The sequence below is a fragment of the Exiguobacterium sp. SH31 genome (assembly GCF_001816105.1).
Taxonomy (GTDB): Bacteria; Bacillota; Bacilli; order Exiguobacteriales; family Exiguobacteriaceae; genus Exiguobacterium; species Exiguobacterium aurantiacum_A.
In genome coordinates this window covers 39,958-64,045 of the sequence record NZ_LYTG01000023.1, presented here as the reverse complement: position 1 = coordinate 64,045, position 24,088 = coordinate 39,958, and the positions used below count along the sequence as shown (strand labels likewise).

General features: G+C 53.3%; 23 protein-coding genes, 1 pseudogene, 1 riboswitch and 1 other annotated feature. Of the genes and pseudogenes, 19 read left to right on the top strand and 5 right to left on the bottom strand.

Annotation, left to right across the window (positions count from 1 at the left end; translation table 11 throughout):
• The first annotated feature begins 258 nt into the window (after positions 1-258).
• The 12 genes from A6395_RS03490 to A6395_RS03440 all read left to right on the top strand — a co-directional run bounded on the left by A6395_RS03490 (position 259) and on the right by A6395_RS03440 (position 9,242).
• Entirely contained in the window at positions 259-492 is a 234-nt protein-coding gene (locus A6395_RS03490; protein ID WP_016509787.1) for a DUF1871 family protein, read from the top strand.
• A 12-nt stretch (positions 493-504) separates the two neighbouring features.
• Complete coding sequence (locus tag A6395_RS03485) at positions 505-753, top strand: NifU N-terminal domain-containing protein (RefSeq protein WP_035386391.1); 249 nt, start codon at positions 505-507, stop codon at positions 751-753.
• The gene (locus A6395_RS03480; protein ID WP_071397880.1) at positions 750-1,553 is read left to right on the top strand and encodes a glycosyltransferase family 2 protein; all 804 of its coding nucleotides are present in this window, start codon (positions 750-752) and stop codon (positions 1,551-1,553) included. Before A6395_RS03485 ends, A6395_RS03480 begins: the two co-directional genes overlap by 4 nt.
• 1 nt (position 1,554) lies before the next feature.
• A complete protein-coding gene (locus A6395_RS03475) occupies positions 1,555-2,049 on the top strand; it encodes an Lrp/AsnC family transcriptional regulator (protein WP_071397879.1) in 495 nt (164 codons plus the stop codon).
• Complete coding sequence (locus A6395_RS03470) at positions 2,046-3,230, top strand: aminotransferase (RefSeq protein WP_071397878.1); 1,185 nt, start codon at positions 2,046-2,048, stop codon at positions 3,228-3,230. Before A6395_RS03475 ends, A6395_RS03470 begins: the two co-directional genes overlap by 4 nt.
• Positions 3,231-3,409: 179 nt before the next feature.
• Positions 3,410-3,532: a hypothetical protein gene (locus tag A6395_RS16220; protein ID WP_255569969.1), complete on the top strand. Its 123-nt coding sequence runs from the start codon at positions 3,410-3,412 to the stop codon at positions 3,530-3,532.
• A 219-nt stretch (positions 3,533-3,751) separates the two neighbouring features.
• Positions 3,752-4,144 (top strand): S1 domain-containing post-transcriptional regulator GSP13, encoded by a 393-nt coding sequence (gene yugI / locus A6395_RS03465; RefSeq protein ID WP_016509788.1) that lies wholly within the window; start codon positions 3,752-3,754, stop codon positions 4,142-4,144.
• A 97-nt stretch (positions 4,145-4,241) separates the two neighbouring features.
• On the top strand, positions 4,242-5,240 hold the full coding sequence (locus A6395_RS03460; RefSeq protein ID WP_071397877.1) for a Gfo/Idh/MocA family protein: 999 nt from the start codon (positions 4,242-4,244) through the stop codon (positions 5,238-5,240).
• 68 nt (positions 5,241-5,308) lie between these two features.
• The gene (locus A6395_RS03455; protein ID WP_071397876.1) at positions 5,309-6,472 is read left to right on the top strand and encodes an iron-containing alcohol dehydrogenase; all 1,164 of its coding nucleotides are present in this window, start codon (positions 5,309-5,311) and stop codon (positions 6,470-6,472) included.
• Between the two features lie 106 nt (positions 6,473-6,578).
• Complete coding sequence (locus tag A6395_RS03450) at positions 6,579-7,931, top strand: glucose-6-phosphate isomerase (RefSeq protein ID WP_071397875.1); 1,353 nt, start codon at positions 6,579-6,581, stop codon at positions 7,929-7,931.
• A gap of 98 nt (positions 7,932-8,029) precedes the next feature.
• Positions 8,030-8,503 carry an RNA deprotection pyrophosphohydrolase gene (gene ytkD / locus A6395_RS03445; RefSeq protein ID WP_070328784.1) on the top strand — a complete coding sequence of 158 codons (474 nt, stop codon included), beginning with the start codon at positions 8,030-8,032 and terminating at the stop codon, positions 8,501-8,503.
• Positions 8,484-9,242 (top strand): alpha/beta hydrolase family protein, encoded by a 759-nt coding sequence (locus A6395_RS03440; protein ID WP_071397874.1) that lies wholly within the window; start codon positions 8,484-8,486, stop codon positions 9,240-9,242. Before ytkD ends, A6395_RS03440 begins: the two co-directional genes overlap by 20 nt.
• A 33-nt stretch (positions 9,243-9,275) precedes the next feature.
• Here the strand turns inward: A6395_RS03440 and pckA are convergent, their stop codons facing one another.
• Positions 9,276-10,847: a phosphoenolpyruvate carboxykinase (ATP) gene (pckA, locus tag A6395_RS03435; protein WP_071397873.1), complete on the bottom strand. Its 1,572-nt coding sequence runs from the start codon at positions 10,845-10,847 to the stop codon at positions 9,276-9,278.
• Between the two features lie 317 nt (positions 10,848-11,164).
• Positions 11,165-11,284: riboswitch (SAM riboswitch) on the top strand.
• 131 nt (positions 11,285-11,415) lie between these two features.
• On the opposite strand from pckA, the gene metK reads away from it, so the two are divergent.
• Complete coding sequence (gene metK / locus A6395_RS03430) at positions 11,416-12,624, top strand: methionine adenosyltransferase (RefSeq protein ID WP_071397872.1); 1,209 nt, start codon at positions 11,416-11,418, stop codon at positions 12,622-12,624.
• A gap of 158 nt (positions 12,625-12,782) precedes the next feature.
• Here the strand turns inward: metK and A6395_RS15660 are convergent.
• Positions 12,783-14,122, bottom strand: a pseudogene (locus A6395_RS15660) (IS1182 family transposase); the annotation flags it as partial.
• 329 nt (positions 14,123-14,451) lie between these two features.
• Entirely contained in the window at positions 14,452-14,949 is a 498-nt protein-coding gene (locus A6395_RS03415; protein WP_071397870.1) for a YtxH domain-containing protein, read from the bottom strand.
• Positions 14,950-15,113: 164 nt separating this feature from the next.
• Here A6395_RS03415 and A6395_RS03410 point away from each other — a divergent pair, with 164 nt between their 5' ends.
• Positions 15,114-15,584: a GNAT family N-acetyltransferase gene (locus A6395_RS03410; protein WP_071397869.1), complete on the top strand. Its 471-nt coding sequence runs from the start codon at positions 15,114-15,116 to the stop codon at positions 15,582-15,584.
• A gap of 89 nt (positions 15,585-15,673) precedes the next feature.
• Complete coding sequence (locus A6395_RS03405; RefSeq protein ID WP_070329405.1) at positions 15,674-16,390, top strand: alpha/beta fold hydrolase; 717 nt, start codon at positions 15,674-15,676, stop codon at positions 16,388-16,390.
• 31 nt (positions 16,391-16,421) lie between these two features.
• On the opposite strand, the gene mnmM is transcribed toward A6395_RS03405, so the two are convergent.
• On the bottom strand, positions 16,422-16,991 hold the full coding sequence (gene mnmM / locus A6395_RS03400; protein WP_071397868.1) for a tRNA 5-(aminomethyl)-2-thiouridylate-methyltransferase MnmM: 570 nt from the start codon (positions 16,989-16,991) through the stop codon (positions 16,422-16,424).
• Positions 16,945-17,928: a tRNA modification radical SAM protein MnmL/YtqA gene (gene mnmL, locus A6395_RS03395; protein WP_071397867.1), complete on the bottom strand. Its 984-nt coding sequence runs from the start codon at positions 17,926-17,928 to the stop codon at positions 16,945-16,947. The genes mnmM and mnmL overlap by 47 nt, the downstream gene beginning before the upstream one ends.
• A gap of 170 nt (positions 17,929-18,098) precedes the next feature.
• On the opposite strand from mnmL, the gene A6395_RS03390 reads away from it, so the two are divergent.
• From A6395_RS03390 to A6395_RS03375, 4 genes are all read left to right on the top strand, one after another.
• Complete coding sequence (locus A6395_RS03390) at positions 18,099-19,280, top strand: MDR family MFS transporter (RefSeq protein WP_084812919.1); 1,182 nt, start codon at positions 18,099-18,101, stop codon at positions 19,278-19,280.
• Between the two features lie 131 nt (positions 19,281-19,411).
• The gene (locus A6395_RS03385; RefSeq protein ID WP_071397866.1) at positions 19,412-20,158 is read left to right on the top strand and encodes a bacteriorhodopsin-like; all 747 of its coding nucleotides are present in this window, start codon (positions 19,412-19,414) and stop codon (positions 20,156-20,158) included.
• 57 nt (positions 20,159-20,215) lie between these two features.
• Positions 20,216-20,433, top strand: a binding site (T-box leader).
• Positions 20,434-20,475: 42 nt separating this feature from the next.
• Positions 20,476-22,878 carry a leucine--tRNA ligase gene (gene leuS / locus A6395_RS03380; RefSeq protein WP_071397865.1) on the top strand — a complete coding sequence of 801 codons (2,403 nt, stop codon included), beginning with the start codon at positions 20,476-20,478 and terminating at the stop codon, positions 22,876-22,878.
• A gap of 117 nt (positions 22,879-22,995) precedes the next feature.
• Positions 22,996-24,087 (top strand): hypothetical protein, encoded by a 1,092-nt coding sequence (locus A6395_RS03375; protein ID WP_071397864.1) that lies wholly within the window; start codon positions 22,996-22,998, stop codon positions 24,085-24,087.
• The last annotated feature ends 1 nt before the right edge of the window (position 24,088 follow it).

Sequence of the window (24,088 nt, the reverse complement as noted above, 5' to 3'; positions counted from 1 at the left end):
GATTTACTGACTCCCGAGGTCAAAGCTGTCCGCTTTTTTTGTAAGCGTTCAATCCGATTTGTCAATACGGAAATCAAGAAGAATGTCACTGATTCCATTAATTATTAAAAAGGTTATGACCAGGAACCAATACTAGATATAGTGTTGGTTCGATTTGAAAAAGCGGGAAATCCGAGGTAAGGCTAGCGCCATCGTCAAAAGTGCGGTAGATTGAGGAAGTACGATATAATATCAAGGCTAAAAAGAAGGGTTTTAAAAATGCGTTCAGAAGATTTATTATTAGCATGGGACCCGCTCGGTTACGGGCTTGGGTCTTACGGGCCAGAGTTCGATGACATCACAGTGGCGCTCGTGCAGATCGACTCGGAAGCGGAGTTGAATGAAACGATTCGTCGTATTCTAACGGATTCGTTTGGAGAGTGCCCGTCTGAGGACGATACGCGCGCCATGGCCAGACAATTACTTACATCTTCAGAGGCTTGTCAATTATAAGGGGGAACCAACATGTTACGAATCGATCCAACACCTAATCCAAATGCAATGAAAATTACACTTCCTGAAAACGTCTTCGGAGCTAAGAGCCAAAGCGTGAAAGCCGGCGAATCAACAGATCAACCGCTTCTCGCGAAACTCGTCACGATCGAAGGTGTCGAGAGCGTCTTCGCTTACGGCGATTTTGTCACAGTATCAAAAGAGAACGGCGTCAGCTGGGAAGCAATCTTACCGCACGTCGAAACTGCTTACCGCGGATGAACCCGCTCGTTTCGATCGTCATTCCGGCCTACGCGCGCGAGGCGGAACTGACGGAACTGCTCGAAAGTTTGACGGTACAGACGTTTCAACAGTTCGAAGTGCTTGTAGTAAATAATGATGGGCCGCCAAAACAACATCTTTTGGCGCCTTTTTTGAATCGATTGTCGGTTCGGTTGATCGAGCTTGAAGAAAATCATCACGTCAAAGCGCGAAACCGAGGTGTGATGGAGGCAAGAGGCGAGTATATTCTCTTATTAGATGACGATGATTTACTCATGCCGACCCATATCGAACGAGCGCTCGATGATTTGACGACGGCAGACCTCGTCTTCACCGATGCGGAACTGTTTCGGTTCACATGGCAAGACGGACGGCGGGTCGTCACGGAGTGGGAGGCGTTCGCCTACGAACTCGACTTGGACCGGATTCGGCAAGACTCGACGTTCATCCCGTCCGGCACGCTTTACCGCAAGCGGCTTCACGACGTCATTGGCATGTTCGATGAGACGGTTTATAACTATTGGGACTGGGACTTTATCTTACGTGTGATCGAGCACGGGACGGTCGTTCATCCAGCCCGGGCAACCGTGCTCTACGCTTTTAACGGAACCGACAACTTATCGGCGAAACAAGATGAGGCGCGTCGACGCTACTTTGAGCGGTTTTGTCAAAAACACGGTTTGGTGGATATGGAGATGAAGAATTTTCATATCGTCCAGTCCGAACGGCGGGAGTACGTGAGACAGACAGAAAGGTCGTTCGCAGGGACGTTTCCCGGTAGAACGGAAGGAGACAACTAATATGTACACAACAAAAGAGTTAGAACTTTTGGAATTGCTTGAAGAAAAAGGATACCTCGAGACGAAGTTGCTCGCGAACTTGCTCGCGACCGATGAGGCGACCGTCGAAACGATGCTCGAGAAGTTCAAAGCAGACGGCATCTTGCTCGGTTTCCGGGCGATGATCAACTGGCAGAAGATTAACCGTCACGATGTCACGGCGTTCATCGACGTCAAAGTCACACCGAAGCGAGGTCGCGGGTTTGACGAGGTCGCGGAGCGGATTTACCGCTTCCCGGAAGTGACGGCTCTCTATTTGATGTCGGGCGCGTACGACCTGCAAGTCGTCATCCGGGCGAATTCGCTCCAAGACGTGGCGTCGTTCGTCTCGGACAAACTATCACCGCTTGACTCGGTCGTGTCGACGACGACCCACTTCAAGTTGAAGACGTACAAGCATGACGGTATTTTGTTCACCCCACAAGTCGAAGACAAACGGTTGAACATCACGCCATGAAGTCGCTATCGAATCAAGTCGTCTCGATGAAGCCGTCTGGCATTCGCCGTTTCTTCGATTTGGCACAGACGATGGAAAATGTCGTCTCTCTTGGGGTGGGAGAGCCTGACTTCATCACGCCATGGAACGTCCGCGAAGCGAGCTACGCGGCACTCGAGCAAGGCTATACGGCTTATAGTGCCAACGCGGGTCTGCTCGAGCTGCGTGAAGCGATTGCTCGTTACATGACCGACCGTTTTGACGTTACGTATGACCCGGCGACCGAATTGATCGTCACGACAGGGGCGTCTCAGGCGCTCGATATCGCCTTCCGTGCTTTATTGAACCCAGGTGACGAGGTTCTCGTCGTCGAGCCAGCTTTCGTCTCCTACGGGCCGCTCATTGAATTAGCCGGTGGAACCGTCGTCCCAGTCGCTTGTCGTCCGGAGTCTGGGTTTCGCTTGAATCGGGAAGACGTCGCAGCAGCGATCACGGAACGGACGAAAGCGATTTTGCTCTGCTTCCCGTCGAACCCGACCGGCGCGACGATGACGGGCGACGAACTCGCCGAAATCGCGGAACTCGCTACGAAACACGATTTGTGGGTTGTGAGCGACGAGATATACGCGGAGCTGTCTTACGATGCTCCGTTCACGAGCTTCGCGACGCTCCACGACATGCGTGAGCGGACGATCGTCGTCAACGGTTTTTCAAAAGCGTTCGCGATGACCGGATGGCGCCTCGGTTTCACGTGCGCCCCGGAAGTCGTGACCCGGGAAATGCTTAAAGTGCATCAGTACGGCATGATGTGTGCGCCGACGCTCGTCCAATTCGGAGGGCTCGAGGCGCTGCGCAGCCGTGACCAACACGTCCCGAAGATGGTGAAGAGTTATCGCCAGCGTCGTAACTATTTTATCCAGGCGTTAAATGACGCAGGTCTCCCGACCCACGTCCCGGGTGGTGCGTTCTATGCATTCCCGTCCATCCGTCATACTGGGCTTTCGAGCGAGGAGTTCGCCGAGCGGTTACTGCTTGAAGAGCGAGTGGCGGTCGTTCCGGGCAATGCGTTCGGGGCGAGCGGGGAAGGCTTTGTCCGTGCGAGTTATGCGACGTCGATCGAGCAGCTTCAAGAAGCGATCCGCCGTATCGATCGGTTTATGAAACAGTTTGAACTGGCAACGTCAACAGACTCTCAGCGATGAGGGTCTGTTGACGTTTTAGCGATAAGGTGAATGGTGATTGCGCCTCGCCCACGACCGAATATCGACCGATTATTCTAAAATGGGTTGAACGATGTAACATAAAATGGGAAGATATACGAAAGTGGCGTGTGAATATAGATTATGGGGTCGAGATTGAGGGCGGAATAGAAGGTAAGTGAGTGAGGCACCCGAACCTTGAACATTCGTACGATCCGACCGCGATGAACTTGGGGATATCGGTCGGTCGATTCGCGATGAGTTTGGACGAGATGGCTAGTAGGGACGTCTATGAAATCGGCTAGCAATGGACGTTTGCGACATCTTAAAACAAAAAAAGGGCTAGGCGTTAGCCTAGCGGAATCAGGGGGGAATACTTGAAGTCTTGCTTGATTTGTATTTACCCTGAGGTGCGACTTTGAAACGTCAAAATAATCCTAAATAATCTTTTTTACTATTTTCTACACTTTATCGAAAAAAGTATGTTATAGTAAGTTGATGAATTTAGCATAGGAGTGTTTGTAATGGCAAAATACGAAAAAGATCAAGTTTTAAAAGGTAAAGTAACAGGAATTCAACCTTTCGGTGCGTTCGTCGCACTCGACGACGAGACACAAGGTCTTGTCCACATCTCTGAAATCTCACACGACTACGTGAAAGACGTGAACGAGTACGTTCAAGTCGGCCAAGAAGTTGAAGTGAAAATTCTTGATGTTGATGAAGCATCTAAGAAAATCAAGCTTTCAATGAAAGCGACACAAGAAGCACCAAAACGCGAGAAGTCGGCTAAGCCAGCTCGTCGTGGCGCACCACGCCGCAACGAAGCTTCAAACTTCAAGCAAGAAGAAGCGCCAGGCTTCACAGTCCTCAAGGACAAGCTCGAAGACTGGATCAAAAACACGAACTTCAAGAAGTAAGTGATGAAAGGCGGCCTATTCCAAATAGGTCGCCTTTTTTTTGTACAGGAAATTGAAGAGACGTTCCCGAAAGAGATAGAGAAAGGAGTAGATTAACATGAGAATTGGAATCATCGGGACGGGCGGTATCGCCACAAACGCACACATCCCGCATTACATCGCGGCCGGGGCGGACGTCGTCGCGGTCATGAACCGGACACGGGAGCGCGGGGAGGCGGTTGCCCGTCAGTTCGGGATCGAACGGGTTTATGACACGGTAGCGGACATGCTCGCAAATGAGCAGCTTGATGCGGTCAGCGTCTGCACACCGAACGCCCTGCATAAAGACCATGTCATCGAAGCGCTCGATGCCGGTTGTCACGTCCTTTGCGAGAAACCGCCGGCTATCTCGGAGCGTGAGGCGGACGAGATGCTACAAGCGGCCAAGCGGGCCAACCGGACGCTCCACTACGGCTTCCATTTCCGGTATCGGACGGACACGCAACTGCTGAAACGCTTGATTGACTCAAATGAACTCGGTCACATCTATGCGGCGACCGCGCTCGCCCTAAGGCGCCGTGGCATCCCGGGTTGGGGCGTGTTTACGGACAAAGAACTTCAAGGAGGCGGGGCGCTGCTTGATATCGGCGTACATATGCTCGACCTCGCCCTCTATTTGATGGATTATCCGAAACCGGTCGACGTGGTCGGTCACGTCGGACAGTATCTTGGGACGCGTCCGGGTGTCGGTCTGATGGGGGACTGGGACGCCGACAACTTCTCGGTTGAAGACACGGCCCGAGCGATGGTCACGTTCGAGAACGGGGCCTCACTATTTTTAGATGCGAGCTTCATGGCGAACATCGGGCCGAAGGATACGATGAACGTGGAATTGCGCGGGACAGCCGGCGGGGCGTCGTTGTTCCCGCTCACGATCCATACAGAAGAACATGGCGCTCTGTTTGACAAGACGCCGGCTCATTTGACGTTAGACGATCCGTACGCGACACAGATTCGCTCCTTCCTTGAGGCGTGTCGGCGTGAGCCGTCATACGAGCAGGCCGAACAGGCGGTCCTGCTTCATCAAATCATCGACCGCATATACAGTCAGGGCTAATCACTTTTCAATCCAGAAAAACAGGGTATATAGTGTAGGTGTTACATATTTTTGAAGGAGGATGACTTATGCACAACTTTGAATACAAAAACCCAACGAAATTGATCTTCGGGACGCATCAGATCGAGAAGCTCACAGGGGAGCTCAAAGCGCTTGACGCGAAGAAAGTGATGCTCGTCTATGGAGGCGGGAGCATCAAGAAGAACGGGACGTATGAGGAAGTCGTTGCTGAATTAAATAAAGCGGACATCGAGTTCGTCGACTTCTCAGGTGTCGAACCGAACCCGCGGATCGAAACGGTGAGACGTGCGGTCACGAAAGCACGCGAAGAAGGCATCGACGCCTTGCTCGCGGTCGGCGGCGGTTCAGTCATCGATTGCACGAAATTGATCTCGGCAGCGATTCCGTATGACGGCGACGCATGGGACATCGTCCTCCGTGACCATATCCCGACTGAAGCGGTACCGTTCGGAACGGTTCTCACGCTCGCGGCGACAGGTTCTGAGATGAACTCCGGTTCGGTCATCACGAACTGGGAGACGCAAGAGAAATATGGTTGGGGCCACCCGCTCGTCTATCCGACGTTCTCGATCCTCGACCCGCGCTATACTGTGTCGGTGCCGAAAGACCAAACGATCTATGGCATCGTCGACATGATGAGCCATTGTTTCGAGCAGTACTTCCACCCGAACCACGCTCCGGTTCAAGAGCGGATGACTGAAGGCGTCTTGAAAGCGGTCGTCGAGTCGGCACCGAAGCTCGTCGACGACTTAGAGAACGTCGACTTGCGTGCCATCATCTTGTTCGCAGGCACGATCGCCTTGAACGGGGTCTTGCAGATGGGCGCTTCTGGCGACTGGGCGTCGCACAACATCGAGCACGCCGTTTCGGCTGTCCATGACATCCCGCACGCAGGCGGCCTCGCCATCCTCTTCCCACGCTGGATGGAGCACGTCCTTGAAGAAGACAACGCGGCACGGTTCGCACGACTCGGGACAGAAGTGTTCGACGTCGAACCGGGTGCGACAGACCTTGAGACGGCAAAGCGTACGATTACAGCGGTTCGTGCTTTCTTCGACCAACTTGGTGCGCCAAGTTCACTCCGTGACTATGAGATCGACGAATCGACGTTTGAGGCGATCCTTGATTCAGCGATGAAACGTGGAGCGTTCGGACGTTTCCGTACACTCGAACGCGAAGACGTGGCTGCGATTCTTGAATTGAGCAAATAAGGCGATTTGATGCCTATTTTGCAATAATGATTGAACGAATCCGTCGTTTCCGTTTATGATGAGTCATGTATGGCTCTTAGATGAGCGATTTAAAGGAGGAAATGCCATGTCAACAGTACGTTTCGATTATTCTAACGCCCTGTCTTTCGTCGGGGAACACGAAGTCGATCAAATGCAAGAAACGGTGAAAGCACTCCATTCGGTCATCCACGACCGGAGCGGTGCCGGCAGCGATTTTCTAGGCTGGGTCGACCTTCCAACGAATTTTGATACGGATGAGTTCGCACGCATCAAAGCGGCCGCTGAACGAATCCGCGACAACTCGGACGTCCTCGTCGTCGTCGGAATCGGTGGGTCGTATCTCGGCGCTCGTGCAGCCATCGAGATGCTGCAACATTCATTCTTCAACGTATTGTCAAAAGAGGAGCGTAACGCCCCGCAAGTCTTCTTCGCGGGCCACAACATCTCGTCAACGTACATGACGGAGTTGCTTCAAGTACTCGAAGGCAAAGAAGTCTCAGTCAACGTCATCTCAAAATCGGGAACGACGACAGAGCCGGCAATTGCTTTCCGTGTCCTCAAGCAGTTCATGGAAGAGAAGTACGGCCAAGATGGCGCACGCGAGCGCATTTATGCGACGACAGACCGTGCCCGTGGCGCTTTGAAGACGCTCGCTGATGCAGAAGGTTACGAGACGTTCGTCATTCCGGACGATGTCGGTGGACGGTTCTCTGTCCTCACACCAGTCGGTTTGCTTCCAATCGCGGCGGCAGGCATCGATATCGATGCCCTCATGGAAGGTGCGCGAGACGCGGAAAATGCCTACAGTTCACCTGAACTTTCAGAGAACGAGGCGTATCAGTACGCGGTCGTCCGTAACGCCATGTATGCGAAAGGTAAATCAATCGAACTTCTCGTCAACTACGAGCCGGCACTCCACTACGTATCAGAGTGGTGGAAACAGCTTTACGGCGAGTCGGAAGGCAAAGACAACAAAGGGATCTTCCCGGCGGCTGTTGACTTCTCGACTGACCTCCACTCGATGGGACAATACATCCAAGAAGGTCGCCGCGACTTGTTCGAGACGGTCATCCGTGTCACGAACGTCCGTCACGCGTTGAACGTCCCGGAAGACGCACAAGACCTCGACGGCTTGAACTTCCTTGCCGGTGAGACGATTCAATTCGTCAACGACAAGGCGGCAGAAGGAACGCTCCTCGCCCACACGGACGGAAACGTGCCGAACCTCGTCGTCGAATTGCCAGAGATGACGCCATATCATCTCGGATACTTGTTCTACTTCTTCGAGAAGGCGTGCGCGATGAGCGGCTACATTCTCGGAGTCAACCCGTTCAACCAGCCAGGTGTTGAAGCATATAAAGCGAACATGTTCGCGTTGCTTGGAAAACCAGGTTATGAAGAACAAAAAGCTGAGCTTGAAAAGCGCTTAAACCAATGATTTGTTGTAGGTCCGCCTCGGCGGGCCTATTTTTTTGTTTGAAACTAGCGTGAGACAAGGTAAAGTGAGAGTAGACACGGGAAAGAAAGGGATGGACTATGTTGACATTCACGGACTACTATCACAATAAAGTCGAGTTGAGCTTCGAGCACTATCCGTTTTCGGATACGCCGCTGCACGTCTGGGTCGTCGCCCGCTATGCGGACAAATGGGTGCTCACGAAGCACAAGCAGCGCGGACTCGAATTTCCGGGAGGGAAAGTCGAACCCGGCGAACACGAGGACGACGCGGCGATTCGGGAAGTGTACGAGGAGACGGGAGGCGTCGTCAAGACACTCCATTATTTAGGGCAGTACCGGGTGCTCGGGCGTGGCGACACCGTCATCAAAAATATTTATTTTGCGGAGATCGAGCGGTTCGAGGATCATCCGGCCGTCGATGAGACCGACGGGGCCGTCTTGTTGGACACGTTACCGACGAACCTGCTCCGTAACGGCCGCTACAGTTTCATGATGAAAGATAAAGTGTTGCCCGAGACGATGAAAGTACTCCATGACAAAAAGTTGGTTTGATCGCGTCGACGTCCTGCCTCCTTATGCGGGATATCCCGTGCATCGAGGTTGGTACGAGACGAGTGACGGGGAAGAAGTCGTCGCCTACACGATCACGCCAAAACGTCCGAACGGCCAGGTGCTGTTTTATTTACGAGGCGGCACTGGGAGGATCGGTGACGTCCGGTTGCCTCGGCTGATGCAGTTCGCGGCGAAAGGGTTCCATGTCGTGGCGCCGGTCTATCGCGGGAACCACGGAGGGACCGGGAAAGAGGATTTCGGAGGCGCCGATTTAGAGGACGTCGTGTCTCTGTATGACCGCGTTAGCCGGACGCACCAGACGATCCACGCCCTCGGCTTTTCCCGTGGCGGCATGATGGCGTTGTCGCTCGCATCAAAACGTCCCGTCACGTCGGTTACATCGTGGGCGGGTGTGACGAATTTGGAGTGGACGTATGAAGAACAGCGTTCGATGCGGAAGATGTTGCGCCGGATGACCGGGGGGGACCCGGAGACGGTCCATGAGGCGTATGTCGAACGGTCTCCGCTCTTCAAAGACTGGCAGGCGCCGACGCTACTCATCCATGGGACGGACGACGAGCAAGTCCGGCTTCGTCATGCGACCGCCCTCGCTGACAAGATCGGTTCGCAAGCAGAGCTTTGGATCTTGCCGTTCGCCCATCAGCTCCCGTTCTGGGAAAAGTGGAAGACGACGGACCGAGCGATGGATTGGATGTTGGCGCTTGCGACAAAAAAATGACTAGTACCCGAGCGGGGTACTAGTCATTTTGAGTTAAAAGACGATTGGCCCGGCCGCGATGACTTTCTCACTCGCTTTCGTGAATCGTTTAAAGTTTTGTTGGAACTTCAAGGCGAGCGCTCGCGCTTCGACATCGTAATGAGCGGCATCTTTCCAAGTGTCACGTGGGTTGAGCACGTCTTGTGGGACGCCGTCGATATGGACCGGGATGTCGACGTTGAAGATGTCGTGCTTCACAGTGTCGACGTCACGCAATTGACCGTTGATCGCGGCGTTCACCATGGCCCGTGTGTAGCTGAGCTTCATACGCGAACCTTCACCGTAAGCTCCGCCGGTCCAACCCGTGTTGACGAGATAGACGTCGACGTTATGCTGTTCGATCAACTTGCCGAGCATGTCGGCGTATCGTTCCGGGGCGAGCGGCAAGAACGGTGAGCCGAAGCAAGTCGAGAACGTTGCTTGTGGCTCGGTCACGCCGCGCTCCGTCCCGGCTAGTTTTGACGTGTAGCCTGATAGGAAGTGATACATCGCTTGCTCTTTCGTCAACTTGCTGATCGGCGGGAGCACCCCGTAAGCATCGGCCGTCAAGAAGACGATCGTGTTCGGGTGGCCGGCCCGTGAAGGGAGCATCGCGTTATCGATAAATTGAATCGGGTAAGCTGCTCGCGTGTTCTCGGTGAGCGAGATGTTTTTGTAGTCTGCTGAGCGGTCTTCGTTCAAGACGACGTTTTCAATCAACGAGCCGAAACGGATGGCGTCATAAATTTGCGGCTCGTTCTCACGCGATAAGTTGATTGTCTTGGCGTAGCAACCGCCTTCGATGTTGAAGATGCCGTCTGGTGACCAACCGTGTTCATCGTCACCGATGAGATGACGTTCCGTATCGGCCGAAAGCGTTGTCTTGCCCGTTCCCGATAGTCCGAAAAAGAGCGCCGTCTCCCCGGCGTCCGAGACGTTAGCCGAGCAATGCATCGACAAGACGTGCTGTTCAGGTAATAGGAAGTTCATGACCGAGAAGATTGATTTTTTGATTTCGCCGCCGTATTCTGTTCCCCCGATCAGAATGGTACGCTTGGCGAACGAAACGAGGATAAACGTCTCTGAGTTCGTCCCGTCAACTGTTGGGTCGGCTTTGTAGCTCGGCGCATAAATGACCGTGAACGGGTCAAACGCACCGGCTGTCGGCCACTCACGCAAGAACAACTGCTTCGCGAACAAGCTGTGCCATGCGTACTCGGTGATGGCGCGTACCGGTAACGTGTAGTGCTCATCTGCTCCAGCCGAAGCTTCGAGATAATACAGCTTCTGTTTCGTCTCGAGATGGGTGAGGACTTTGTCGAGAAGAGCGGTAAATTTTTCTTCTGCGATCGGCTGATTGACCGGACCCCAATCTACTAACGAGTTGCTGACTTCATCTTGGACGACGAATTTGTCTTTCGGTGACCGCCCTGTGAATTTCCCTGTACTGACCGATAAAGCCCCGTCTTTCGTCAGTACGCCTTCACCGTTACGAATGGCTTCTTCCACCAATTCTGGAACGGTTAAGTTCCGTAATACATCGGCACCCTTAATTAATTCTTCGATTTTCAGGAGCGTAGTCGCCATCCTGAATCCCACCTTTCCCCTAAATAGATGTGGATGAAATCCGCATACTTCCGCGTTTAATTAGTATGACATTTTTATTATATGTGACACACTAATCAAAAACAAGCATTTCTTTACCCTTTAAAGTAAGCGCTTTCTTACAAGGACATTCTAACATATTCTGTATAAGCGGGGAGTGAAAAAACGGAAACCGTCAAAAAAATGTTTGATATTTCACAAACATAAATGATTTCCGTGATTACGAAGAAATTTACAAATTAAGCAGATACGCTTGACAGAACGGTATGGCATTTATATGATGGTGTTCGTAACGGATACTCTTATTCTGAGCGGTGGAGGGAACAAGGCCCTACGAAGCCCAGCAACCGTCCGATCCTGTAGTCTTTTTCGGAAAAGGTGCTATCCTGAAGCGAAGCGACAGCTTCGAACGATAAGAGGGTAAGGAAGAACGATTCAACCTTTCCCATTGAACGTGGCGAAAGGTTTTTTTCATTACCGTCCCAAAGCAACGCGTAAGGGGAACGAGTACCGTCCACACATCACCCTTATTAATAGGAGGTTTTTCGAAATGTCAAACTTGAACCGTCGACTTTTCACTTCGGAGTCCGTCACTGAAGGACATCCGGATAAAATTTGTGACCAAATCTCAGATGCGATTTTGGATGCAATTTTGGCTGAAGATCCAAACGCCCGCGTTGCGGCTGAGACGTCTGTCACGACAGGTCTCGTGCTCGTAGCTGGTGAAATCACGACATCGACTTACGTGGATATCCCGAAAGTTGTACGTGAAACTGTTCGTGAGATCGGCTACACGCGTGCCAAATATGGTTTTGACGCTGAGACTTGTGCTGTACTCACAGCAATCGACGAGCAGTCGGCAGACATCGCCCTCGGTGTCGACCAAGCGCTCGAAGCTCGTGAAGGTCAAATGACTGACGAAGAGATCGATGCGATCGGTGCCGGTGACCAAGGCCTCATGTTCGGTTATGCAACGAACGAGACACCTGAACTCATGCCGCTCCCGATCTCACTTGCTCACAAATTGTCACGTCGCTTGGCAGAAGTTCGCAAAAACGGAACGCTCGCTTACCTTCGTCCAGACGGTAAGACACAAGTAACTGTCGAATACGACCAAGACAACAACCCGGTCCGTATCGATACGATCGTCATCTCGACACAACATGCAGAAGACATCACGCTCGAGCAAATCCAAGCGGACCTTAAAGAACACGTGATCGAAGCAGTCATCCCGGCTGAACTCATCGACGCCGAGACAAAATACTTCATCAACCCGACTGGCCGTTTCGTCATCGGTGGACCACAAGGTGATGCAGGTCTCACAGGACGTAAAATCATCGTCGACACATACGGTGGATACGCTCGCCACGGCGGTGGTGCGTTCTCAGGTAAAGATCCTACCAAAGTTGACCGTTCGGCAGCATACGCGGCCCGCTACGTGGCGAAAAACCTCGTGGCAGCTGGACTTGCTGACAAAGCGGAAGTTCAACTTGCATACGCGATCGGTGTCGCACACCCGGTTTCAATCGCGGTGGACACGTTCGGCACTGGTAAATTGAGCGAGACTGAACTCGTTGAACTCATCCGTGAGAACTTCGACCTTCGTCCGGCCGGCATCATCAAGATGCTCGACCTTCGTCGCCCGATCTACAGACAGACAGCAGCTTACGGACACTTTGGCCGCACAGACGTTGAACTCCCATGGGAGCAGACGGACAAAGCGGCAGTTCTTGAAGAAGGCGCAAAACGTTTCGCATAAGCAATAAAAAAACGACCTTTCGCGAGAAAGGTCGTCAGGCTGTTGACGAACCAAATCGCCCATCGCGATTTGGTTCGTCTCTTTTTGTGTTCATCGAGCTCGAGGCGCTCTGCCCGGCATAAAATTGAAGAAATGCTATGTAGACGGTCTTTTTCGGCCAACAGGTTGGCCAATTTCTTCATGTTTTGTGCGGTGGCTGCCACCAGGTTGGCGCACTGGACCTTCTCGGTCCCCCGGTAGAACGTGAAGCGGAGCCCGTGAAGCTCTTTCGCATCGGCGAACGAGCGCTCCACGGTCTGCGGCCGGAGACGATAGAGGTATCGTCCGGATTCGGACAGACGGTTCCGGTTCACCAATTCGCGATAGGTTTCATCAAGATGACGGGTGATGACGCGCCGGTGGGCACGATTGGACGTACACTTCTCGAGAAGCGGGCAGTTCTTACAGACGGCGGGGTCGGAGGCGTAGTGGTGATACCCGTGTCGGTCTGTCGTTCGATAGGTGAGACGCTGTTTCGCCGGGCAGACATAGACGTCTTCTTCTGATACATATTTGAAGCTCGTCCTCCGAAACATCCCCTTCTTCCCGCCGAAGCGGCGCCAGGCGATGACGCCGAAGACGCCGCGCTCGATGAGCGCCTTCGCAATCTCTGTCGTGAAGTACCCCGCATCGAGGGCGACTGCCTCTAGCGGATAGCCGAATCGGCCGAGGATATGCTCGAGACGGGCGAGGTAGACGGTGCTGTCTGACACGTTCCCGGGCGTGACGTGCACATCGACGATGAAGTTGTGTTTGGCGTCGACCGTCCGGTGCGCCAGCCAGAAAAAGCCTTCCGGCTTCTGGTCACGATACATATAGCCCGCATCCGGGTCGGTCCGGCTCACCTTGATGAACCGGCTCTCCCTTTTCGGTGAGGCGGGCTTCAGCGCTTTTTTCCACGGTCCGACCGTTCTTCGTTCACCCGGTCTAGGAGCTCGCCCTCAATCGCGTTCACAACGCGCTCGACCTCGACCTTGTCGAACTTCTTCTTGTTCGCGTTGGCACGGATGTGGGTCGAGTCGGTGATCAGGATTCGCCCCGACACGAAGCCGTGGGCTTCGGCCTGACCCAAGATGTCCTCGAAGATCTGTTGGAAGACGTCCTTCCCTTTGAAGCGGCGCCGATAGGCCTGGCTGATCGTCGAATGGTCGGGTACCTTCTCATCAATCCCGAGCCCGAGGAACCAGCGGTAGGCGAGGTTCGTCTGGACCTCTTTAACCGTCTGGCGGACGGAACGGATGTTGAACAGCGGGCCGAGGAGGATGATCTTGATGATAATCTCGGGGTCGATGCCGGGCTGTCCGGTGTTCGAGTACAGCGGCGCGCAAAGGCGGTGCACGATCGAGAAATCGATGTGGCGGTCGATCTTTCGGACGAGGTGGTCTTGCGGGACCATTTGGTCCAGGGTGGTCTTCGTCTGAATCGGTTCATGTCTCTTCTCCGGGTGGGCACGGTACATATGGGGTTCCTCCCTAGTCAGCGGACGGGTTCGGCGTTTATCTGCCTTTTCCCGTTTTTACCGGTTCGAAGAACATGTCCGAGGCTTTTTCTTCGGCCATCGAGGCCTCAGAAAAAGACAAACGGCCGCCAGATGGCGACCGTTTGCGTTGCTCGTCCGACGGCGCCCCGACTCCTGCAGGAAAGCAATCCAACGGAGACCCAGCAGCGACATAAGTCGCGATGCGGCTCCGGGATTGCCTGCGGAAAGCGTGGGCGCCGGAAGGACGAGCGATTCTATTGATGTTAGTCAACAAGCTGACGACCTTTCGCGAGAAAGGTCGTTTTTTATTATGCTTGTGGTTTATTTTCGTTCGTAGTGTTCTCGTTGCCGAGTGCCGTATCTTTCGCCTCGACGACTTTCTCACCAATATCTTGTAAATCTGATTTTGCTTCCTGGGCCGTCTCGACGACTTTGTTCACGTCTTCTTTGACCGTGTCGACTTCACCGACAACTTTTTCATAGACGTTTTGCACATCGGTCGACACTTCTTGAATCATACCTGACGCCGACTTCACTTGCTCGATGACTTGAGACGCTTTACCGGCCGGATCTTCTTTGATCGTGTCGACGAGACCGCCGACAGACGACTTCGCATTCGTGAGCGACTGTTTCGTCGTCTCACGGTTCGACGAGCTAAGTAGGGCGATCAGACCACCGACGAGCGCACCGAGAAGCATCCCGGTCACGACATTGATTTTAGGACCACCCGAGTTGGTTTGGTCGAATTGGCGATTCGGGTTGTTAGCGTTAGCTGCATGTGGATCGTTTTGTAATGTTGGTTCCATATCTAAACACTCCTTTGTAAGTTGGCATTGGTACTCATATACCCTAGTTAAAATAGAAAATAACGTTCTGCTTTATTTCGACACGAAAAAGTAATAGAAGGGCAGGATATTTTTTACGTGATGGGGAATGATAGTACTAGATTGGCCAAAAGGGGGAAGCTGTTATGAAGATGCGGGAAGCCGTACCAGAAGATGCCGCCACGATTCGAGATATCGCACTTGCGACCATCAGTGTGACAGATGACGTTCGGTCTAAGGTGATGGAGCGCGCCTATCAACAAGAAGAGATCGTCCGGGCCATCGGTTCGAGTGAAGAAGCGAAAGAACAGTTGTTCATCGTCGGTGAGGCCGAAGGAGACGTCATCGGGTTTTACCATGCGATCGACCGCGGTGATACGTGGGAAGTGCTTCGTCTCTATCTTCATCCGGCTCACCATCGCCAAGGACTTGGGGCGGAACTGCTGACGCATCTCCAAGAGCGGAAGGCGCAGCCGATCGAGCTATACGTCGAGAGTTCGAACGAGCAGGCGATCGCGTTCTTAAGCCACCAAGCGTTCACCGAACTGAACCGAATTCAAGAAGAAGTGTACGATCAACCGATGGAGCTCATCCATTTGCGTTACGACCCACGCTAAGACTCCAGACGGATTTTCTTTCAAACATCAGTCAGCGGCTGATGTTTTTTGTTAGAATTGATGAGACATACTAATAATGAGGTGACAGCATGACATATGAAGAAGAATCACGAAAAGGGGTCATCGTGATCGTTTACCCGCTGCAGTTCACGTCCCGGCTCAGCGAAGCATTTTTGCAGCGACTCAGTGTCGACTATGAGGTGCTCGTCGTGACCGGACAGACGGTCGGACTAACGGCAGAAGACCATAAACAACTGATCAAGAACACGCTACGGGAAGCGAGTCAGTCCAAACTACCGATTCACGTCATCGCCTTCAGTCTCGGGGCGCTCTTGACGAACCGCCTTCTGCAAGAGTACGACGTACCGCTCGGGAGTTTGACATACATCTCCCCGCTCTTTGATTGGCATTCATCCCGCCAAATCGGCGGGCTCAAGCAAGTCGTCGCCAGTGCGGTCGACCGGTTCCGCCCCGATTTGCCGCTCAGTATGATGACGTTCACTGGCGGCGGGGAAGAGTCATCTCGTTTCGGCGAGATCACGTACGCGCAGTACCGCGAAATCGAAGAAGAGATCGTCGAGCATCAAGAGGAGAAGAAACATTTACCTCGCTTACCGCTCGCTTGCTTCTACGCGCCGGACGATCGTTTCGCCGATGTGAAGCTGACGTTGAACGTCTGCCGCAAAATCGGCGGCGACCAAGTCTACATCCGTCGGCTCGAAGGGTTCCCGCACTTTGGCTATGAACGGTTGAACACGAAGTTCGCGGAGACGCTGTTAACGTTTTATGAATTGATTCGGGAATAAATAACAGGCGACTCGCGTGAGTCGCCTGTTTTTATGCCCGTTTTTCGATTGCCACGATGAATGGCGGATGATTGATTTGGTTGACGAAACCGTAACGGAGGACGCCGGCTCGTTTTTGGTCGAGTGACTCGACGAACGTGAGCACTTCGTCCCGCTCGACTTTCCCGCTCTCATGGCCGTGGTAGATGACGACGACGATGACACCGCCGACGGCCATCACGTCGAGCAATTGCTCGAGGGCGTCGATCGTCGTGTTGCCGGTCGTTGTGATCGACTTGTCGCTCCCGGGCAAGTAGCCGAGATTGAAGACGGCCGCCGTGATCGGGCGGGTTTCATCCGCGACGACCGCCTTGACCGTGTCGTGGCTGTCGTGGACGACCGAGACACGATCAAGCAGATCGGCGGCGGTGATGCGGTCTGTCGTCGCCTTGACTGCCGCCTCTTGGACGTCAAACGCGTAGACGTGGCCGCTGCCGACTCGTTCTGCTAGAAACAATGTATCGTGTCCGTTGCCGGCCGTCATATCGATGGCGACGGCACCGTCTGTAACGTGTTCACTTAATAGATGCTTCGCGAACGGTAAAACTCTCATTAATCCCATAGATCTCATCCTTCTTTTTTCCTTGGAAGGAATCACGACGTTCCAACTCGGCGTTGATGGCGTTCAAGACGGCCATTTTGTGCCGGCTCCACGTCGGTCCGATCAATAAGTCGGGTGGACCGTCGCCCGTCAATCGATGAATCACGATCTCAGGCGGTAAGTACTCGAGCTGATCGCAGACGAGCGAGACGTATGTCGTCTCGTCCATGAGTTCGAGCAGCCCTAACTCGTATTGTCTGGCGAGCGGCGTCTGTTTTAAGACGTGGAGCAAATGGATCTTGATTCCTTGTATATCCATTTTAGCAACTTCTCGGGCCGTGTCGAGCATCATGTCTGGCGTTTCACCGGGAAGCCCGTTGATGATATGGACACAGACGGAAATGTTCCGGCTCCGCAGTTTCGCGAGACCATCGAGGAACGTCTTATAGTCGTGGCCCCGGTTGATCTTTTTCGCGGTTGAGTCATGGATCGTCTGCAGGCCGAGTTCGACCGTGAGCGACGTCCGCTCGTTCAACTCAGCGAGATAGTCGACGACGTCGTCTGGCAGACAGTCGGGTCGTGTCGCGATCGCGAGTCCGACGACGCCTTCTTCTGCGAGTGCCGGTTCGAACAGCTCACGCAAGCGCTCTACGGGTGCGTACGTGTTGCTGAACGCTTGGAAGTAGGCGATATACAACGCCTGCTTCCATTTCCGATGCAGACGGGCCGTGCCCTCGGCGAACTGGACCGGGATCGGATCACAGGCGTTGCCGGCAAAATCGCCGCTGCCGTCATCCGAACAGAACGTGCAGCCGCCTTTTGAGACGAGGCCGTCGCGGTTCGGACACGTGAAGCCGCCATCGAGCGGGACTTTGAACACTTTCTCGCCGAATTCGCGACGATACGCTTCATTTAATTTGTGGAATCTAGCTTGGCTAAACGGATTATTCAATGCTATCCTCTCCTTCCTTGCTCATGCTATCACAAGGTGGAGCTTGCTTTACTTCATAATAAGTAATTTTTCTTGACAGTTATGTAGCGTTCCGTTAGCTTGGAGAAGGACTCATCACAGATTCGGCCGTCGTGCCGGATTTTTTATCGTTTAAAGGAATGAAAGGAGTAACGGGTATGAACAATAAAATGCCGATTTCGGTATGGATTCTAGTCATTGCGATGGCGCTCAACACAACGGCGGCGTCTTTTTTATGGCCATTTAACACACTCTATATTAATGGATATTTAGGCGAGTCGATGACGCTCGCAGGTATTGCGCTGCTCGTCAACTCGGCGCTCGCGATCGCTGGTAACTATATCGGCGGGACGTTGTTCGACCGCATCGGCGGGAAGCGGACGCTCGTCATCTCGGTCGGGCTGTTGCTCGCGAGCTCGCTCGGCTTCTTATTGTTCCATGCCACGTTCTTCGGGTATTTGGCTTGGCTCGGTTTGATCGGGTTCTCGGGAGGTCTCGTCTTTCCGACCGTATACGCGTTTGCCGGTTTGATCTGGCCTGAAGGCGGTCGACGCTCGTTCAACGCGATCTACGTCGCCCAAAACGTCGGTGTCGCCCTCGGGACGGCGATGAGCGGTCAGATCGCGCGTATCAACATCGAGTGGATCTTCTATGCGAACTTCTTCTTGTCGGTCCTTTTCGTCGTTGTGCTGTTGTTCGGCCTGCGCTACTTAAAAAACCCGGGTCGTCCAATCGTCCAGTCTCAGCTCGAGGCCGCGGCGACGACGCTCTCTGGTGCGACGATGAAATCGATGTGGTTTGTCGCCATCGGTTATGCCGCACTCTGGTTCGTCTACGTCCAGTGGCAAGGAACGATTGCCGTCCATTCGAAAGACCTCGGTGTGACGATCAGCCAATATTCATTGCTGTGGACGGTCAACGGGGCGTTGATCGTGTTCGCCCAACCGCTCCTTAACCGGGCGCTGCGCTACTTTGAAGACGATTTGAAGCGCCAACTCGTCGTCGGTGCTGTCATTTTCCTCGCTGCTTTCATCATCGTCCCGTTCGCGGGAGGATTTACGATGTTCATGGTCGCGATGATCGTCATGACGATCGGTGAGATGTTCATCTGGCCGGCCGTTCCGACGATCGCCGCAAAACTTGCACCTCCAGGTAAAGCCGGACAGTTCCAAGGACTCGTCAACATCGCCGCGTCGGTCGGACGGATGATTGGACCGACGCTCTCAGGACTCACGTTCGATTTGCTCGGGATGAACGCTGTGTTTGGATTGCTGCTTCTACTCATTGTCACAGCGCTGTTCTTCTTTATGAAAATCAGTTCGTTGAATCGTCAAACTTGATTCGAATTGCACATCGACCGCGTATTCAATTCGCATGCGATGTTGCAATCTCATTTAAAATCTAGGTAAAGGATCCTTTCACATAATCGTTCCGTCGTTTCCTGTTTCTAGCCGATGAGGGGATGTACACCATGAACGAAGAAGTCAATTTACTCGTGCTCGCGACCCAATACATGTTTTGGGTCGGATTTGTCGGAATGGCCGCCGCGACGCTCTATTTTCTAGTGGAACGAAACAGCCTCGACCCGGAATATCGTTCCGTCGCCACGGTCGCTGCCTTGGTCACGTTTGTCGCTGCCATCCATTACTATTTCATGAAGGACGCCGTCGGGGATACGGGACTGTTGTCTGAAATCACAGGTTTCCCGACCGAGATTCGTTATATCGATTGGCTCGTGACGACACCGCTCTTGCTCGTGAAGTTCCCGTTGCTCCTCAGTTTGAAAGGGAAGATGAAGTCGGGACTGCTGACGAAATTGATCGTCGCCGACATTATTATGATCGTTTCGGGATATCTCGGTGAATCGTCGATCAACTTGAACGGCGGCTTCACGCAACTTGGATTGTGGGGCTATCTAGTCGGTTGTTTGGCCTGGATCTATATCATCTACTTGCTGTTCACGAACGTCACGAAAGCGGCGGAATCGTCGCCGGCCCCGATTCGGAAAGCGCTGCTCAACATGCGCCTGTTCATCTTGATCGGTTGGGCGATTTACCCGATCGGTTACGCGGTCACGCTGTTCGCGACCGGGGTAGAGGTTCAGTTAGTGCGTGAGCTCATCTACAACGTCGCCGACTTGGTCAACAAGGTCGGATTCGGATTGATCGCTTTCTTCGCAGTGAAAACGATCTCGACGCTCAAACAAATTAAAACGTGATTGTAAGTTCACATTGACGTGGATTTTTATCTTGCGCTAGAATGAAGAGGTGAGATAAAAATTGCGTTGATAAGGAATAGTATCGTAAGGTCGATATTGTAGAGAGCCGGTGGTTGGTGTGAACCGGTATATGGACCCCGAGAACTCGCCTTGGAGCTGTTCGCCTGAACGAAAAGTAGGGTGAACCGAAGTTACGCCTCGTTACCGGCGTCTCAAGTGGCAGACATGCAACATGGGTGGTACCGCGGAGAGCTTTCAAGCCTTTCGTCCCATTTACCGGGGCGGAGGGCTTTTTATTATGCAGAGGAGGAATAATTTTGAGCTATTTTAAACATCAAGACATCGAGCCGAAATGGCAAAAGCGTTGGGAAGAGAAAGATTCATTCCGGACGACGGAAGATCCGGACAAGGAATGTTTCTACGTCCTCGACATGTTCCCTTACCCGTCAGGAGCCGGACTTCACGTCGGTCACCCGGAAGGTTACACGGCGACAGATATCATCGCCCGTATGAAACGGATGCAAGGCTATAACGTCCTTCACCCGATCGGTTGGGACGCGTTCGGTCTTCCGGCCGAACAGTACGCCCTCGACACAGGGAACGACCCGCGCGAGTTCACGGAGCGTAACATCGGGACGTTCCGCCGTCAGTTGAAAGACCTCGGCTTCTCGTACGACTGGGACCGTGAGATCAGCACGACCGACCCGAAATACTACAAGTGGACGCAATGGATCTTCACGCAGCTCTATGAGCGTGGCCTTGCCTACGTCGACGAAGTGGCGGTCAACTGGTGTCCGGCCCTCGGTACGGTACTCGCTAACGAGGAAGTCATCGACGGATTGTCTGAGCGTGGGAACCATCCGGTCTACCGCGTCCCGATGAAACAGTGGGTGCTCCGCATCACGCATTACGCCGAGCGGTTGCTTGATGATTTAGAAACACTCGACTGGCCAGAGAGCGTCAAAGAGATGCAACGCAACTGGATTGGAAAATCGGTCGGCGCCGAAGTCGACTTTAAAGTCGACGGGCACGATAAAGTCGTTACCGTGTTCACGACGCGGCCTGATACTCTTTACGGAGCGACGTACGTCACACTCGCGCCTGAGCACCCGTTCGTCAAAGCAATCGCGACGCCGGAACAACTCGTCGCAGTCGAAGCGTACGCGGAAGAAGTCTCGAAGAAGACCGACCTCGAACGGACCGATCTCGCCAAAGAGAAGACGGGTGTCTTCACGGGCGCTTACGCGGTCAACCCGGTCAACGGGGAACAACTTCCAATCTGGATCGCTGACTACGTCTTGTCGACGTACGGCACGGGTGCGGTCATGGCCGTACCGGGCCACGATGAGCGAGACTATGAGTTCGCGAAGACGTTTGACCTCCCGATCCGTGAAGTCGTCAAAGGCGGTAACTTGGATGAAGCGGCTTACACGGAAGACGGCGAACATGTGAACTCAGGAGCGCTCGACGGTCTCAATAAAGTCGATGCCATCGCCAAAATCATCGAAGAACTCGAACTTGCCGGCACAGGCCGGGCGAAGACGACGTATCGTCTCCGTGACTGGTTGTTCAGCCGTCAACGCTATTGGGGCGAGCCGATCCCGATCGTTCATATGGAAGACGGGACGCTCAAGACGGTATCGATCGAAGAGCTTCCGCTCGAACTTCCGATCATCGATGAGATCAAGCCGTCAGGCACAGGCGAGTCACCACTCGCGAACGCAGACGAGTGGTTGACGTACACAGACCCGGTGACGGGTGAGAAGGGTCGTCGTGAGACGAACACGATGCCGCAATGGGCCGGCAGTTGCTGGTACTACATCCGCTACATCGATCCGCATAACGAAGACATGATCGCCGATCCTGAGAAGTTGAAGCGCTGGCTCCCGGTCGACTTGTACGTCGGTGGTACGGAGCACGCGGTCCTGCACTTGCTCTACGCGCGTTTCTGGCACAAAGTACTCTATGACATCGGGATCGTCCCAACGAACGAACCATTCCAAAAGCTCTACAACCAAGGCATGATTCTCGGTGAGAACAACGAGAAGATGTCGAAATCAAAAGGCAACGTCGTCAATCCGGACGATATCGTCAAGTCGCACGGTGCCGACACGCTTCGTCTCTATGAGATGTTCATGGGACCGCTTGATGCGGCCATCGCGTGGTCGACGAACGGCCTTGACGGGGCACGTCGCTTCCTCGACCGTGTCTGGCGTTTGTTCGAACAAGCGAAACTCGAAGACGTCGCTGCGACGGCCGGCTTTGAGCGCACGTACCATCAGACTGTGAAAAAAGTGACGGAAGATTATGAGGCACTTCGCTTCAATACAGCGATCTCGCAACTCATGGTCTTCATCAACGAAGCGTACAAGCAAGACACGTTACCGAAGCAAGAGATGGTCAACTTCATCAAGATGCTCGCTCCGGTCGCACCACACTTGGCTGAAGAGTTGTGGGAGCGTCTCGGGATGGCAGAAGAGTTGACGTATGCGGCGTGGCCGACGTTCGACGAGTCGAAACTCGTCAGCGATACGATCGAGGTCGTCATCCAAGTGAACGGCAAGCTCCGGGCGAAGATGCACGTGACGCGCGACGCTTCAAAAGAAGCACTTGAGGCGGAGGCACTCGCGAACGAGCGTGTACAAGAGTTCACTGAAGGAAAAACGGTCCGTAAAGTGATCGTCGTCCCAGGTAAACTCGTCAACATCGTCGTAGGATAAGTTAAGGAATGTGTGACATTGTCACACGTTCCTTTCTTTTTGGGGATGCCGTTTTCTTTTTGAGGCGGTTTTGTTACACTAAAGGGCGACACTGAATATAAAGGGGACTAAGCGTCCATGAAACGATCTTACGTACTGTACACGACGTTGTTTGCGGTCGTGGTCGGCGTGATTCTTTGTTACGTGTTCGTTTTTTCAGACGAAGACATTCAAAGCCAAATCGCTGCGACATTTGAAAAGATTGAGATTCAAACGAGTCATCAAGCGACGTCGATGCCTCCGGTCGAGGCCTCGCCAGACGAAGAAGACATCGATACGACCGATGCGCTCGAACAAATACAGAATATTGACGAGGTTTACTATAGCGACACGATCGGGGCTTATTTGGTCTTGACGAAAGACAACGACTTCTTTGAAGTGAGCGGAAACGCGAATCGAGTGAACGCTTCGCTCAAGCTCGAGACCGAGAATCAATCGTTCCCGCTCGGTGACTTTATCGGGATGCGTATGATTGCAGAAGATAAAATTTATGCCGTCACATCGACCGGTGTCATCGTGACGATCGAGCGAGAAGAAGGACGTTGGATGGAGCGCGAACGAAAAGCAATCGGCGGGCTTGTTTCGACCGATCGGCTGTTCGGGCTCGGGTACGACCAAGAGACGGAACGGCTCATCATCATGAACCGCACGGCAGCGACACAGGATGTCGAACTCATCTATGTACAAGAACGGATTATGAAGGCGAAAACGCCGGAGGAACCCGAAGCGACACCGGATGAGGAAGCCGAACCAGCAACGGATGAACCGGCCCAATCGGCTGAAGAAACGATCGAGACGGATGCTGTCTCTCCGGAAGATGAGGCACTTCAATCAGAAGGAACGGAAGAAACAGAAGACGTCGAACCGTTGACGGAGTGGACGATTGAATCACGCAAGCCGCTCACGACGGAAGGGATGAGCGCCTCGATTCAACAGAAGTTTGAGAAGTTCCGTGGGGTCGGTCTCGTCGAACGGCAAGGACGGATTTATGTCCTCGATTCGGAAGAACTCGTGTTATATACGATCAACCCAGGGGAAGGGACGATGAACGGTCAAATGGTGACGCCCCGCGTCTACGGTTCGACCGGCATGTTCCTGCAAGACAATGAAATTTTTGCAATCGTACGACCAGACGTGTTCGATCTTGACGCATTCGTCTCGGTCGACTGAT

Coding starts and splice junctions, on each gene's coding strand:
- A6395_RS03460 (WP_071397877.1), top strand. CDS start 4,242: ATGAGAATTGGAATCATCGGGACGGGCGGTATCGCCACAAACGCACAC.
- A6395_RS03415 (WP_071397870.1), bottom strand. CDS start 14,949: ATGGAACCAACATTACAAAACGATCCACATGCAGCTAACGCTAACAAC.
- A6395_RS03405 (WP_070329405.1), top strand. CDS start 15,674: ATGACATATGAAGAAGAATCACGAAAAGGGGTCATCGTGATCGTTTAC.
- yugI (WP_016509788.1), top strand. CDS start 3,752: ATGGCAAAATACGAAAAAGATCAAGTTTTAAAAGGTAAAGTAACAGGA.
- A6395_RS03475 (WP_071397879.1), top strand. CDS start 1,555: ATGTACACAACAAAAGAGTTAGAACTTTTGGAATTGCTTGAAGAAAAA.
- A6395_RS03490 (WP_016509787.1), top strand. CDS start 259: ATGCGTTCAGAAGATTTATTATTAGCATGGGACCCGCTCGGTTACGGG.
- A6395_RS03455 (WP_071397876.1), top strand. CDS start 5,309: ATGCACAACTTTGAATACAAAAACCCAACGAAATTGATCTTCGGGACG.
- mnmM (WP_071397868.1), bottom strand. CDS start 16,991: ATGGGATTAATGAGAGTTTTACCGTTCGCGAAGCATCTATTAAGTGAA.
- A6395_RS03390 (WP_084812919.1), top strand. CDS start 18,099: ATGAACAATAAAATGCCGATTTCGGTATGGATTCTAGTCATTGCGATG.
- metK (WP_071397872.1), top strand. CDS start 11,416: ATGTCAAACTTGAACCGTCGACTTTTCACTTCGGAGTCCGTCACTGAA.
- A6395_RS03450 (WP_071397875.1), top strand. CDS start 6,579: ATGTCAACAGTACGTTTCGATTATTCTAACGCCCTGTCTTTCGTCGGG.
- ytkD (WP_070328784.1), top strand. CDS start 8,030: ATGTTGACATTCACGGACTACTATCACAATAAAGTCGAGTTGAGCTTC.
- A6395_RS03385 (WP_071397866.1), top strand. CDS start 19,412: ATGAACGAAGAAGTCAATTTACTCGTGCTCGCGACCCAATACATGTTT.
- A6395_RS03410 (WP_071397869.1), top strand. CDS start 15,114: ATGAAGATGCGGGAAGCCGTACCAGAAGATGCCGCCACGATTCGAGAT.
- A6395_RS03440 (WP_071397874.1), top strand. CDS start 8,484: ATGACAAAAAGTTGGTTTGATCGCGTCGACGTCCTGCCTCCTTATGCG.
- A6395_RS03480 (WP_071397880.1), top strand. CDS start 750: ATGAACCCGCTCGTTTCGATCGTCATTCCGGCCTACGCGCGCGAGGCG.
- A6395_RS03485 (WP_035386391.1), top strand. CDS start 505: ATGTTACGAATCGATCCAACACCTAATCCAAATGCAATGAAAATTACA.
- pckA (WP_071397873.1), bottom strand. CDS start 10,847: ATGGCGACTACGCTCCTGAAAATCGAAGAATTAATTAAGGGTGCCGAT.
- A6395_RS03375 (WP_071397864.1), top strand. CDS start 22,996: ATGAAACGATCTTACGTACTGTACACGACGTTGTTTGCGGTCGTGGTC.
- A6395_RS03470 (WP_071397878.1), top strand. CDS start 2,046: ATGAAGTCGCTATCGAATCAAGTCGTCTCGATGAAGCCGTCTGGCATT.